At 59.2% G+C, this 13,751-nt stretch carries 12 protein-coding genes; 4 read left to right on the top strand and 8 right to left on the bottom strand.

The window, feature by feature from the left end:
• The first annotated feature begins 40 nt into the window (after positions 1-40).
• Positions 41-733, top strand: a complete 693-nt coding sequence (locus IPP88_05560; protein MBL0122206.1) for a class I SAM-dependent methyltransferase — start codon at positions 41-43, stop codon at positions 731-733.
• 28 nt (positions 734-761) lie between these two features.
• Positions 762-2,021 (top strand): O-antigen ligase family protein, encoded by a 1,260-nt coding sequence (locus IPP88_05565; GenBank protein ID MBL0122207.1) that lies wholly within the window; start codon positions 762-764, stop codon positions 2,019-2,021.
• Between the two features lie 66 nt (positions 2,022-2,087).
• On the opposite strand, the gene IPP88_05570 is transcribed toward IPP88_05565, so the two are convergent.
• From IPP88_05570 to IPP88_05580, 3 genes are read right to left on the bottom strand one after another with little or no spacing between them, the layout of a single operon-like run.
• Complete coding sequence (locus tag IPP88_05570) at positions 2,088-3,260, bottom strand: glycosyltransferase (protein MBL0122208.1); 1,173 nt, start codon at positions 3,258-3,260, stop codon at positions 2,088-2,090.
• Positions 3,250-4,200 carry an NAD(P)-dependent oxidoreductase gene (locus IPP88_05575; protein ID MBL0122209.1) on the bottom strand — a complete coding sequence of 317 codons (951 nt, stop codon included), beginning with the start codon at positions 4,198-4,200 and terminating at the stop codon, positions 3,250-3,252. Before IPP88_05575 ends, IPP88_05570 begins: the two co-directional genes overlap by 11 nt.
• 1 nt (position 4,201) lies before the next feature.
• On the bottom strand, positions 4,202-5,155 hold the full coding sequence (locus IPP88_05580) for a glycosyltransferase family 2 protein (GenBank protein ID MBL0122210.1): 954 nt from the start codon (positions 5,153-5,155) through the stop codon (positions 4,202-4,204).
• A gap of 133 nt (positions 5,156-5,288) precedes the next feature.
• Between IPP88_05580 and IPP88_05585 the strand changes: the two genes are divergently transcribed.
• Both IPP88_05585 and IPP88_05590 read left to right on the top strand, forming a co-directional pair.
• Positions 5,289-6,410 carry a glycosyltransferase family 4 protein gene (locus IPP88_05585; protein MBL0122211.1) on the top strand — a complete coding sequence of 374 codons (1,122 nt, stop codon included), beginning with the start codon at positions 5,289-5,291 and terminating at the stop codon, positions 6,408-6,410.
• A 2-nt stretch (positions 6,411-6,412) separates the two neighbouring features.
• Positions 6,413-7,519: a glycosyltransferase family 9 protein gene (locus IPP88_05590; GenBank protein ID MBL0122212.1), complete on the top strand. Its 1,107-nt coding sequence runs from the start codon at positions 6,413-6,415 to the stop codon at positions 7,517-7,519.
• Positions 7,520-7,640: 121 nt separating this feature from the next.
• Here the strand turns inward: IPP88_05590 and msbA are convergent, their stop codons facing one another.
• The 5 genes from msbA to IPP88_05615 all read right to left on the bottom strand — a co-directional run bounded on the left by msbA (position 7,641) and on the right by IPP88_05615 (position 13,685).
• Entirely contained in the window at positions 7,641-9,383 is a 1,743-nt protein-coding gene (gene msbA / locus IPP88_05595) for a lipid A export permease/ATP-binding protein MsbA (GenBank protein ID MBL0122213.1), read from the bottom strand.
• A gap of 44 nt (positions 9,384-9,427) precedes the next feature.
• Positions 9,428-10,360, bottom strand: a complete 933-nt coding sequence (locus IPP88_05600; protein ID MBL0122214.1) for an SDR family oxidoreductase — start codon at positions 10,358-10,360, stop codon at positions 9,428-9,430.
• Positions 10,361-10,479: 119 nt separating this feature from the next.
• Positions 10,480-11,595, bottom strand: coding sequence for a glycosyltransferase family 4 protein (locus tag IPP88_05605; GenBank protein MBL0122215.1), 1,116 nt, complete (start codon positions 11,593-11,595; stop codon positions 10,480-10,482).
• Positions 11,592-12,713, bottom strand: coding sequence for a putative lipopolysaccharide heptosyltransferase III (rfaQ, locus tag IPP88_05610; GenBank protein ID MBL0122216.1), 1,122 nt, complete (start codon positions 12,711-12,713; stop codon positions 11,592-11,594). Before rfaQ ends, IPP88_05605 begins: the two co-directional genes overlap by 4 nt.
• Positions 12,714-12,899: 186 nt before the next feature.
• Positions 12,900-13,685 (bottom strand): inositol monophosphatase family protein, encoded by a 786-nt coding sequence (locus tag IPP88_05615; GenBank protein ID MBL0122217.1) that lies wholly within the window; start codon positions 13,683-13,685, stop codon positions 12,900-12,902.
• Between the last annotated feature and the right edge of the window lie 66 nt (positions 13,686-13,751).

A 13,751-nucleotide genomic window follows, 5' to 3' on the forward strand; every position in this document is an offset into this window, starting at 1 on the left:
GCTTGAAAAGATGGGCGCTGTGGAACGCTACGGTCGCTGGATGCATGTCAATTGCGTGATCGATCCGCACGACGACATCTTCCGTTTTTTTGCCAATCACGCATTGGCGAAAAACCCGATTCGCGAGTACCTGTCAGACGGCTGGAGGACGATGTCGGAGTTGATGCAGTTGTTGGAGCAACTCGACCGCCCGCTGTTGAAAACGCAGTCGGTACTAGAGTTCGCGGCGGGATTTGGCCGGTTTACCCGCCATCTCGCCCATGCCTTGCCTGGGCGTGTAACCTGTACCGACATTCAACCGGGTTCGATTGAATTTCTGCGCGATCAGTTCGGCGTGGATGCATTTTATTCCGCGTCAAATCCTGAGGAGATTGTTTATCCGCGGCAATATGAACTCATCTTTGTGCTCTCCCTGTTCACGCATTTGCCGGTGGAACGATGGGGCGCATGGCTGAAACACCTGCATCGTGGGCTTGCACCGGGTGGGTTGCTGGTGTTCAGCGTGCACAACGAGAAAGCCGCGATGGAGGAGGGCGTTACGTTCGACCAGCGCGGAACGCATTTCATTCGCTCCAGCGAATCTCCCCAACTGGGCGCCGATGAATATGGCACGACCTTTACGACCGACAGTTTTGTCACCGCGCAGATTGAGTCCGCGCTGGGTTGCAAGCCAGTGTTGCACAAGCATATTGCGTTTTGGGTTGGGCAGGATGCGGTGGTTGTTTCGGCTTGATCGCGGCTGACCCGCTCGAAACCTGTCCATGCGCTCCCTCCAAATTTCCAACGCGCGTGCAATGCTGTTTGCGAAAATCGCGGCCGGCATCGCGATTTTCGTGGCCCCGTTCTGGGCGAGCGCAGGGGTTCGGGGTGCCATGTTGTTGCTGGCGAGCGTGGCCATACTGTTTGTTCATATTCGAAACGGACAACTGAAGTATTTGCTTCCACGCGAAAAGATACTCGCTGTGGCTGTTGCCATCTGGCTGATATCCGCATCGGCATGGTCGCTGCTGGGTCAGTCTGCGATGGAGAGCCTTTCGGTCGTCAAACGGGACATCTTCACTTCGGTGCTGGCGTTTTTTGTCTTTTACGCCTTGACGCGAACGCGCGACGATTTGATGCGCTGGATCAGCGTCCTGAACGCGGGCCTTGTCATCTTGACCGGCATGTTGATCTTTGATCCGACCGACCCGCGGGCATTCGGCCCCGCTCGTGAATACGTGGATGTCGGTTGGCTGACGGCCTGGCTGGTGATGGTCGCGCCCCTCATGGCGGTATTGATGTTTCCACCTCGTTCGCTGCGCCGTGGCGCGACGATCCTGCTTATCGTCGGATTGGTATGTATGCTGTGGTCGGCATGGCTATCCGGCAATCGCATGATATGGATTTGTTTTGCCACAACAGTGACGATCAGTGCCGCTATTGCGAGCCGGGGCCGCACGACCAGACCTGATCGAATGCGATTGTTTTTCGTCGTTGCCGGACTGCTCGCCTTGATCGGTTTATTGATGGTCGCGTCAATGCAGTTTCGGGCGGAGGCTGAGGCACCGGGCGGCGCCGGTTCGATGGCATTGATGCTGCACGATAGCCGCGTACAACTTTGGCGCGTGGCGTGGGAAATGATTCGCGAACGCCCGTTTTTTGGCTACGGCTACAGCAATCCGGAATTCCCGGGAATTTTTGCCGCCCATTTCGATCCGGGATGGAGGCACCTTTTTCGGCATGCCCACAACGTGTTCCTGAACTACATGCTGCAAATGGGGGTGATGGGCGCGGTCGTCATTCTTTTTCTGTTCGCGGCACTGGGCAGGACATTCGTCAAATGCGTACAAGCAGGCGGGCTTGCGCGCCTTGCCGGCTATTGCGGCATCGCATTGGTGGTTGCCGTATTTTTGCGAAATTCGACCGATGATTTTTTCACGCGACACGCCGTCCAGTTTTTCGGCGCCTTTGCGGGCATGTTGCTGGGACTGGCGACGCATCGCCCGCCGCTGAATACCGGCCCGGCGAAAAATCGCGGTTAGTCGCTCGCCAAATACGCATCGACATCTGTAGCGGCGTTCCTATTACACGGCGCCACATGCGCGTCATTATTCTCGTTTTCGCGCGGCGAGGAGCGAAAGGTAGAGATTTTTGAGGAGCGTGTACATCTTGTCGGCCGTGAAATATTCTTCGACCCGACCTCTTGCGGCATTGCCCAGCTTTTTGCAGTGCGCCGGATTTTCCAGTACCGACAGCATTGCCTGTTCAAACTTGGCCAGGTTTCCCGCTGGAATCAGGATGCCCGTCTCGCCATCCTCAATTGAATCCACCAGGCCAACAATGTCCGAGCCAATCGTCGGCAAACCCGCCGCTGCCGCATCAATGACGATGGATCCAAATCCCTCCCGGTAGCTTGGCAGGCAAAGCACATTGCTGATGGACAAATACAGGCGGTGATTCTGCGTCATGCCAATATCGCTTACGTTCGTGAATAACGCGGGAGTAGTTGCCCTCAGCGCCACAAGTTCACCATCTGATTCGTCCGGTCCGACGAATAACAATTTGGCGTCCGGATGCGCGTTCCGCACGCGCGAAAAGGCCGTGAGCATATCAATGGCGCCCTTATCGCGGCTTTTCCGGGCGATGAAAGCGAACACAAAATCTCCTTGGCGGATCCCGATTTCATCCTTCAGGCGCTCGTGCCCGGCCTCCAGACCCGGGCGATCAAAGTGTGAAAGCTCGACCCCGGACAACGAACCCTTTCCCAGCGCGGGCAAAGGTCCGCCGTGATTCGAAATATGGTGCTCGTGAAGAAACCTTGATTGCGACGGGCTGTCCGTCAGGCACACGGTGTTCAGCGCATTGACGGTTCTATCCAGCATGTAGAGGAAAAAGCGCGGCACCGGATTCCGGTTGACCCACGTCTGTCCGGTAAACGTATGAATTCGAATCGGTACGCGGCAAATGAAACCCGCCAATGCGCTGAGCAATCCCGCCTTCGGCATGATCGAATGGACGATGTCGGGTTTGTGCGCCCGTAAAAAGCGGCAAAGCGCCCAAAGAGACCGGAGGTCCGCTAGGAGGCTGACCTTCCGGTTGAGATCAATATCGACCCACTGGACGCCAGGGTACGCGTCCTTGTTGGACGATACATCTTGTCCCACCACGTGGACCTCAAAATCAGCCGGCAAACGCCGCAGCGTATTGCCGAGGTGCCAGGGCACGACATACGAGGCGGTAACGACTCTGACAACCTTTGGCTTGGGCGTGTTAAGCATCATTGCCCCGGCTTCTCCAATGGCGTGCGAGTTCGCTCATGCCCGCTTCCATCGAGATTCTGTTCGCGTATCCCAGTTCAGAACTGATTCGATCAGCGCGATAAACGGTCGAATTGGTGAGCGCATCCACCCTGGACGAGGAGAGGGGAAACCCGGGAAAGCCATCGGCGATCGAAGCTATTGCTCGGATCAATGATTCGGGGAGGCGAAGGCGTGGAGGTGTCCTCGCCAATGCCGCCGAAATGACTTGAATGAGTTCTTCCAGTTTCCGATGCTCCGAGACGATGTATTTTCGCCCGTTCCCGGGTAGTGACGCGGTGGCACATAGCACTAAAGCGTCGACTACGTTTTCCACGTGTATGTAGTTTGCAATGGCCCCTGGTCCGCCAACAAAAAAGAACATCCCCCTGTCGATCGCCCGGATAAGCTGAAACAGCGACTGATTCGGCATGTCTGTCGCATAAACATTGGATGGCCTCACCACCACACAGGAAAAATCCTGTTGCAGTGACGCGTCGAGCAAGACTTTGTCGGCGGTGGCTTTTGAAATTTCATACGCGTTTGCCGGGTTGACAGCCGTTTCCTCAAACACATCGCCGCGTGTTTTTCGTCCATATACCCCGGTGCTGCTCAATTGCACCCAGCGCCCGATTTCACCGCCCGCAGCCGCGATGAGATTGGCGGTGCCGCGCACATTCGTTTGTTGCATCTTCGCTTCATCGCGCAATTCCGCCGCGCAGTGGTACATCACGTCCGCGCCGCGCGCAAATTCTTCCAACTGTTCAACCGGAGATGTGAGATCACCGACAAACGCGGATGCACCGGCAACATTTTCTGACGGCGATTTCCGCGTCAGATATCGCACCTGATCGCCGCGCGCGCAATGTCTCGCGATGAGATGTCTGCCAATGAACCCCGTCCCGCCGGTAATCGCGACAATCACATTAGTACCTGTTGAGCAACACCAGGATTCGCCAGAAGAAACTGTCGATTCCCTTCTGCCGCCAAATCACATTCGAAAACGCAAGTGCGACGCGGCGCGACCAGGTCGATTTCGCGTCGACAAACGAATGCAGAACACGTCGTTGGGAAAGCGGGATGCGATCGCCAAAGGCGGACAGGAAAACCGACGCCTGCTCGCTTTGCCAATGCCGGCCATCGCCGCGTCCGGCAAACCTGCGCAAATTTCTCCCGAGCCTGTCCCAACTATTCCGGGCCACGCCAAAGGCATTGCCCGCATGCTGACGATATTTAATGTGGGCATCCGGATCAAAAATTACTTCACCGAAGCATGACAACACCAGATAGCACCACCAATCGTGGACCAGGACCTTGGTTGGCTGATTCAGGCAAACAAGGTCGATTGCCTGGCGATTCAGGACGATGGTGCAGCCAACGCAGACGTTTTCGACCAGCGCATTGCCAAAGCCGATCCTGTTCGGCAATGGCGTAAAGCTGACCGGGGCCATATTGGCGTTAACAACTTCCAGGCGCGAGCAGTACATCGCCGCACGCTCGTTGTGAACGGCGGACAAGACGGAGACCGCTTGAGAAATCTTGTCGGGGAGCCACACATCATCCTGATCACAAAACGCGACGAAGTCCGTATTGGTCATGGCCGCATGTCGCAATAATTCAAAAAAACTCAATGCCGCGCCAAGGTTCTTGTTCCCCGCAAGCAATTCGATGCGCTTCGCCGCATGTTCGCGTTCCAGGATACTTTGCGTTTCGTCGGAAGACCCATCATCCCTCGCCACAATTCTGATGTTGGGATGAGTTTGCTGGTACAGGGAATCCAGTTGCTGCTGAAGGAATGCCCCACCGTTGAATGTGGACAGTAATATCGTCACCGCAGGCGGCGTCGATTGTGCTGTTGCCGTGTTATCCGCTGTATTCATTCAACTTTCAATTTGCCGGCTAATTGACGGCTGTGGTGCCTGTCAATGCGCGAGGATATCGGGCGAGGATATCACGGGCCATTGGGTACAATGAGGGCAATGTTTCCACTCGGCTTCACGCCATCCGTCACCCATGAATCGCCCGGCTAAATCATTATCGATTCTGCACACGGAATCCTCGACCGGCTGGGGTGGCCAGGAGATTCGCATCCTCACGGAGGCGCGCGGCATGCAGGACCGTGGCCATCGGGTGATGTTGCTGACACCGCCGAACGCGGAAATCCTGCCGGCCGCAACACGCATGGGCATTCCAGTCGAGGCAGTCGACATTGAAAGAAAGCGCGTCGGCCCGCTGTTCAAGTTGCGGGCCTGGCTCGCGCGTCATGGCCGTGAATATGACGTCATCAACACGCATAGTTCCACCGATAGCTGGCTGGTCGCGGTCGCTTCCGCGACGTTGGGAAACTTGCCGCCGATGGTGCGAACGCGCCACGTGTCAACGCCAATCAACAACCATCCTTCGACGCGCTGGCTATATCGCAATGCGACCGCGCATATCGTCACCACCGGCGACGCACTGCGCGAACAATTGCATCGCGAAAACGGCTACTCGCTTGATCGCATGACCTCGGTGCGCACCGGGATTGACCTGACCCGGTTTCGCCCGCTCGACAAGCGGGAAGTGAGAAATAAACTCGGGGTCGAAGATTGCCCGACCTTGGGGATACTTGCCACCTTGCGGGACTGGAAAGGGCATCAGCACCTGCTGGAGGCGCTGGTGATGTTGCGTGATCGTTTCCCCGACTGGCGGCTCATCATTGTCGGCGACGGGCCCGAACGCGCGCGCCTGGAAGCGAGCGTCGATGCGCTCGGCTTGCGGCCCATCGTGCGTCTGGCCGGCAATCAGGAAAATGTGCCGGAATGGCTGTCCGCGCTCGACCTCTTTACCCTGCCCTCATACGGCAGCGAAGGTGTGCCGCAGGGCATCATGCAGGCCATGGCCTGTGGGCTGGCGGTCGTAGCCACTCCGGTTGGCGCGGTCGGCGAGGCGGTACGGGACGGCGTCACCGGCGTCATGACCCCGCCGCGTGACCCGCAGGCACTGGCCAAATCGCTCGCCTCGCTCATGTCCGATGCCGCATTGCGCGAGCGCATGGGCGCCGCCGGACTACATTATGCGCAAGAGAATTTCGGCATCGACATCATGCTCGATCGCATGCTTGATGTATTCGCCCGCGTGGCTCGCCCAAGGTGATGATGGAAGCCAAGGTACGCATCACCGCGGAGGAAGCCGCCGCGGCCCAACGCATTCTGACCATCAATGTAACGCGCATTGGTGATACGTTGCTGGCGACACCGGCGCTGCGCGCGATCGCCCGTTTCTTCCCCAATGCCGCCATCACGTGCCTCGGTCATCCGAAGCGGGTGGAGGTCATCCAGCACCTGCCGTACCTCAACAAAGTGGGCGGCATTACCAAGCACCACGCGCTCTATCGAGGCTGGCCAGATGTCCTGCGCAGACCAGAATATGAATGGGCATTCGTGTGGGGTGACGACGCCGCGCTGATCCGCTATGCCTTGAGAAAAGCGAAACACGTGGTCGCCGTGCGCCAGCCCGATGCGCGACTGAATAGCCGCCTGTTTTGCGCAGTCGACGCGCCACCCAGGCCGAGCATTCATGCGGTGGCGTGGTCAATGTCGTTGCCAAACGCGGTGGGCATTCCAGCCGACGGCTATCGTCTCGACTATCGCGTCACGGCGGCAGAATCCGCATGGGCTATTGCACACCTTGCGAAAGCCGGAATGGCGCCCGGCGCGGCGGGGCGGATCATCGGCATGCAGGTCGCGAGTTTCCCGACCAAACCTTACCGCGATTGGCCCATTGAGCATTTCATCGAATTGACCCGGCGCATCATCGCACGCTGGCCCGACGCGCGCTTTGTGCTCTACGGTTCGGCCGACGACAGACCCCGCACGCTGCAATTGGCGGCACAAGCGCAGGGCAAAGCGTTTAGTTTTGCCGGCCAGCTGACGCTGCGTGAAACGGTCGCGATCATGCAGCAGACCGACCTGTACATCGGCGTTGATACAGGCCCCACGCACCTCTACAGCGCCCTCCAAAAGCCCATGGTGGCGCTGTACCATCCCTCATTGCCCAGCGCGCTGTTCAAGCCCCTGCAGCATGCAGCCTTGCATGCGATCGACCATCCGCTGGCAGGCCCCGGGGCCGACCAGACGATACCGATTGGGGATATTGCAGTGGACACGGTATTTGCCGCAGTCGCGGATGCATTGGCGCATCGACCCTCCTCACACCCTGGCATGCCATCGCCGGGTGTGGATGCGGATGCTCAGTCGTTTTGACGCGGTTCGCTGCGGCGGCAGTTCATAGCAGAAAACAGGTAAACTCCAGCATTGGAGCGTTTTTTCAGGCATTTTGGCCTTGAAAAGCGCACCAGTGCTAGAGTTTGAGAAGGCGTTAAGTTCAGGTCCCCGCAAACTGCAACCGATGCAGCACCGCATAAGTCCCATTCCGCCCAAGCAGTTCGGCATGGCTGCCGATCTCGGTGATGCGCCCGTTTTCCATCACAACGATGCGGTCGGCGTTCTCAATGGTGGAAAGCCGATGCGCGACCACCAGCGTCGTGCGGCCTTTCATCAGGGTGTCGAGCGCGCTTTGCACCGCGCGCTCCGATTCACTGTCGAGCGCGGAGGTCGCTTCGTCGAGCAACAGGATCGGTGCATCCTTGAAAATGGCGCGGGCGATGGCGAGGCGTTGCCGCTGCCCGCCGGAAAGCCGTGAGCCGTTGTCGCCGATATTGGTGCTGAATCCCTCCGGCAGCGCCTGGATGAATTCGAGGCAATTGCCAGCCTCGGCCGCGCGCCGGACTTTGTCCATGTCCACATCGCCCTCGACGCCATAGGCGATATTGGCCGCGACGGTGTCGTTGAACAGGACCACATCCTGACTCACCAGCGCCATCTGCCGTCGCAATTCGCCGAGTTTGATATCGGCCAGCGCGTGGCCATCGAGCGTGATGGCGCCCGAATTCGGGGTAAAGAATCGCGGCAGCAGATTGATGATGCTGGTCTTGCCGCCACCGGACGGCCCGACCAGCGCAATCGTTTCACCGGGCGAGATGACGAGATTGATATCCTGCAGCGCGGGGGCGGTCTGGTTTTCGTATTGCAACCCGACGCCATTAAATTCGATTCTGCCCTCTGCGCGCGCAATGGTGATGCTTCCGCTGTCCGCTTCCGGTTTGGCATCGATCAGCGCAAAAACGCTCTCGGCGGACGCGAGCCCTTTTTGTATTTGCTCACTGACGCCGGTGAGCCCCTTGATCTGCGGGATCAGTCCGGCCGCCGCGACGATGTAGGTCACGAAATCGGCCACGTTGAGGCCGGTGCCCAGGCTCTTGCTCGCGGCCAGGTAGACGATGAGCGCGATGGCGATGGAGACGATGAAGTGCGTGAACGGCGTGCCGGCGGCGGCGGCGGCGCCGTGCTTCATGCTGAGCTTGCGGATGCGGTTGGCCGAGGCGTCAAAGCGCGCGGCTTCGTATTGTTCGCCGCCAAAGATCTTGATGACCTTGTGGCCGCGTATCGATTCTTCCAGCACGTCGGTGATCGCCCCCTGCGCAACTTGCGATTCCCGGCTGACTTCGCGCAGGCGTTTGCCGAATGCACCGATGATCAGCGCCAGGATCGGCACGGTGGCGAAGATGATGAGCGTCAGTTTCCAACTGAGGATGAACATGTAGCCGAGTGCGACGACCAGCGTCACGCTGCCGCGCACCGATGCGTTCAGGGTATTGGTGGTCGCTTCCTGCAGGCCCAGCACGTCGTAAGTCACCTTCGACATCAGTGAGCCGGTCGACGTGCGGCTGAAGAACGGTTCCGGCAGGCGGATCAGGCGCTGGAACATCTGGCTGCGGAAATCGAGAATGACTTTGTTCCCGACCCACTGCATGCCGTAGCCGGCGATGAAATGCGACAGCCCGTTGATCAGGAAAATGAGCACGATGCCGATGGCGGCAATCAGGGCGTATTGCTCGTTGCCTTCCACGAACAATTTGTCCAGCAGCTTGTTCAGGAAATACGCAAACGAGCCTTGCGCCGCGCCACCGACCACCATCGCCAGCACGCTGCCCGCGAACGCCAGGCGATAGGGCTTCACGTAGGTCAGCAGCCGCGCATAAAGCTCCCGGTTGCTAGCGGCGGCCATGGCTCAGTGGATGGATGCGCAAATGATGCCGGCGAACTTCACGGTCACAGCACGCGCTTGAAGTACGCAATGGTTTCATTCAGCCCGTCTTCGAGCGATACCTTCGGCTGCCAGTCGAGCGTGCGTTTTGCAACACTGATGTCCGGCTGTCGCTGCTTGGGATCGTCCTGCGGCAGCGGCTTGGTGCACAACTTCGATTTCGATCCGGTTTGGCGCAAAATGCGCTCGGCCAATTCCAGCATGGTCACCTCGACCGGATTGCCCATGTTGACGGGGCCGGTGACTTCCGCGGGCGATTTCATCATGCGGAACATACCGTCGATGAGATCGTCGACATAACAGAAACTGCGGGTCTGCTGGCCGTCGCCATAAATGGTGATGTCCTCGCCGCGCAGCGCCTGCACGATGAAGTTGCTGACCACGCGTCCGTCGTTGGCGTGCATGCGCGGGCCGTAGGTATTGAAAATGCGCACGACCTTGATAGCGAGCTTGTGCTGGCGGTAGTAATCGAAGAACAGGGTTTCCGCGCAACGCTTGCCCTCGTCGTAACAACTGCGCGGGCCGATCGGATTGACGCGTCCCCAATAGTCTTCGGTCTGCGGGTGAATTTCCGGGTCGCCATACACTTCGGAGGTTGACGCTTGCAGGATGGTCGCCTGGGTGCGTTTGGCGAGGCCCAGCATGTTGATGGCGCCGTGCACGCTGGTCTTGGTGGTCTGCACCGGATCGAACTGATAGTGGATCGGGCTCGCGGGACAGGCGAGATTGTAAATCTGGTCTACTTCGACGTAGAGCGGAAAGGTCACATCGTGACGCATCATCTCGAAATAAGGTTTACCGAGCAGATGCGCGATATTCGATTTGGTGCCGGTGAAAAAATTGTCGACGCACAACACATCGGCGCCGCTTGCGATCAGCCGATCGCACAGATGCGAGCCGAGAAATCCTGCGCCGCCGGTGACCAGTACTTTGTCCATGTGGAATTCCGCTGTGGGGGTTGCAGAGGTTGCGAAAGACAGCGCTGTGGCGGGCTCTCGCGGGTTGCCGCTATTTTACCGTTCCGCAGGCGTCGGTCCCGGCCTGTCGCGATCGTGCCTTATGCGAGCAATTGCCGGTAGAGCGCTGCATAGCGTGATGCCGTATCGACCTGCGTGTATGGCAAAACTGCTTCGCGTGCGCGAGCGCCCATCGCCGGTTCGGCGATCGCTCGCTCCAACGCGCTGGCGAGGCTCGCGATGTCGAGCGGATCAACGATAAACCCGTTCTCGCCGTGACGGATCCAGTCCGCCGCACCGGCCTGCGGGCTGGTTATCGCCGGCAGGCCGCAAGCCATCGCTTCGCCAAACACCAGTCCGAATGGTTCGTACAGCGTTGGCATCAGGTAGACGTCGCTGGCACCGTAATAGGGCCGCACGTCTTTGATGCCGCCGGTGAAAATCACGCGCCCGGCAAGTCCCAGCTTCGCGGCAAGCGCGCGGTAGCGCGGCAGGTGCTTGTCGTGCCCCACTACCAGACCGTAGAGGCCATTCACACGCGCCACGGCGCCCAGGAAACCGGCTGCGCCCTTGCGCTCGAAACCGGAGCCGACAAAAATCGCCACCGGCGCATCGTCGGGAATATTCAGCGCCTTGCGCTGGGCGATGCGATATTCGTCGCGTAGCCGGGGATGAAACCGGTCGTTGTCGATGTCGCCGTAGATGACGTGCAGCCTGTCCGCCGGCACACCGTAGTGGTGCATGACATTGCGTTTGACCATTTCCGAAATGCAGATGACAGCCTTCAGCTTCCCGGAGGTGTACATCGCGCGTTCGGCCTTCAGCACATAGCGATGGTGCGGATTGATGCGTACGCCCAATCGCTTCAGGCTGCCCTGCACGCGCTGGCGCTGCACCAGCCATTCGGCATGAACCCCATCGACTGCGTGAAAGACATCGCAGCCGGCCATGCGCTCGTAGGATTGCACCAGGTCGAATTTTTCCCACTCCAGCAGTGCGGCGGTGGCCCGGGCAAAGCTGCGGTCGCGTCCGGTCTTGGTGACGTAGCGCGGATTGATGATGCGGTGCTCAATGCCGGTGTGGCTGCTGTCGGGCCAGGAACGGGTGATGATGGTCGGGGAATCACCTTGTGCCAGCAGCGCCTCGGCCGCGCTATTCAGGAATCGCTCCGCGCCGCCAAATGGGTTGTAGCGGGCGCGGATAAACGCGATCTTCATGCCGGGTGGTGCACTTCCGAGGCTAGCAGATCGTTCAGCGCGGCCTGTACCTGTGCGACCGGTAGCTCGACCAGACACTCGCTGACTTTCGATCCGCCGCATCCGTCGTTACCGCAGGGCCGGCAGGTGTGGCGCGTGTCGACCGAGGCGACGATACGATGCTTGACTTCCCACGGCCCCCAATGCGCCTCACCCGAGGGGCCAAACAACGCAACGGTCGGTGTCTGCATGGCGGCGGCCATGTGCATGGGCGCGGAATCCACACCCACGAATGCCCGCGCCTTTGCGGTCAGCGCGGCGAGTTCTTTCAGGCTGAGTGAGCCGGTCAGATCAACGACGGGCGCCTTGAGCTGTGTTTTGATCACGGCGATCATCTCGCGCTCGTTGGGTGCGGGTGCAGCGGTCAACACCACCCGCTCGCCATTTCGGCCCAATTCGAGAATCAGTTGCGCGAACTTTTCTGCCGGCCAGGTTTTGAAAAACCAGCGCGACGTCGGATGGATATGAATGAAACGCCCGGCGGTGATATTGTGCAGCGCCATCAGCGACGCAACCTTTTGTTCGGCAGCCTCACCGGGAATGAGCACGAGCCTTTTCTCAGCCGGCGACGGATAGATGCCCAGCCTTCGCAGCGCATCGAGATTGCTTTCCACTGTGTGGCGGAAGGTGGCGCGCGGCGAGGGAAAGGTGTGAGTGAAACTATTCTTCCACCAGCGCGAATCGCGACCCTCGTTAATACCCTGCGCACGCTGTGCGACGGAGTATTTCGGGTGCAGCAGGCGCGTCAGCCAGGCGCCGCGGGGATGCTCGGTCAGGTGAATCACCAGGTCGTATTTGCGCGCGCGCAGTAAACGGTACAAGCCCATCTCGTGCGTGGCCTGTGTCAACGGCCCCATGTGCTTCCACTCGCGATCAATGGTGAATACGTTCGCGATGGCCGGATGCCCTGTGAGCATCTCGCGGGTATCGTGATAAACCAGCGCGTCGATTTCGATGTGAGGCGCGTGATTCTTGAGTACCTGGAATACCGGCGAGGTCAGCAACACGTCGCCGTGGTGGCGCAGCTTGATGACCAGCGCGCGATGTACTTGTGTGAGATCGATTGCGTCGGGAACCATGGGTCTGAAGATAGCAGAAATTGCTGTGGGCGCGATGCGATGTGCGGTGTTGCCTGAAGGAAATCGACCGCGAGCGCGGCGATTGTTGATTGATATGGACCGGCAAAGTCTAGCACTGGCGCGGTTTTCTGCGTTAAAATGGCTGAAAAGCCGCTCCAGTGCTAGAGGTAAGCAAATTCGCGTCAACTAAAGGTGATTGCGAATCCAGCGTTTCCACTCATCGAAGAGCGCAGGATGGCGGGCGGCGATGACCGATTTCGCCCAGTCACCGGTGCCGTCACTTTTCCAATAGTCGTCGTGATGCAGCGTGGCGATGCGGCCACCCGCTTCTTCGAGGACGAGTGCACCGGCGGCATAGTCCCACGGCTGCTCGCCTGCGTGCACAAACGCGTCCACGCGACTGCACGCCATGTGACACCATTGCAGAACCGATGCGCCGCTCATCGACAATTTCCGGAACGGGCGGTTTTCGAATAGCGCCGCGCCCAGCCGGCCCAGGCGCTTGAAGCGTCCCACTTCAATCGACGCTTCAGCCAGGTGTTTGGTGGTCCCCGCCTTGAGACGTTTGCCATCGAGATACGCGCCGCCGCCGCGATGCGCATGAAACATCTCGTCCAGATTTGGATCGAACACCACGCCAAAAACACTCTTGCGGTGATGCATCAGCGCTACCGAAATGCCGAAGTAGCGCCTGCCGTTGGCAAAATTGCTGGTGCCGTCAAGCGGATCGACACACCACAGCCACTCGGCTTCACGCCAGAGCCGCCGCTGATCGAGTTCGGGCATTTCCTCGCCCAGTACCGGACAGTCAAATATTCCGGGCAATGCCGCCTCCAGAGCAGCCTGCACCGCGCGATCGGCTTCGGTAACAAGCGAGCCGTCGTGCTTCTTCTCGGCATGAACGTGCCGGAATCGCGGCATGAGCTCGCGCGCGGACACCTCGCGCACCAGCGCGATGACTTCATCGACCATTGGCGCTGGCGGGAACTTGTTTTCGGCGAGCGGCGCAAAATAATTTGCGGCAACGCCGATCGATGG

This window comes from Betaproteobacteria bacterium, from assembly GCA_016720925.1.
Classification (GTDB): Bacteria; Pseudomonadota; Gammaproteobacteria; order Burkholderiales; family Usitatibacteraceae; genus UKL13-2.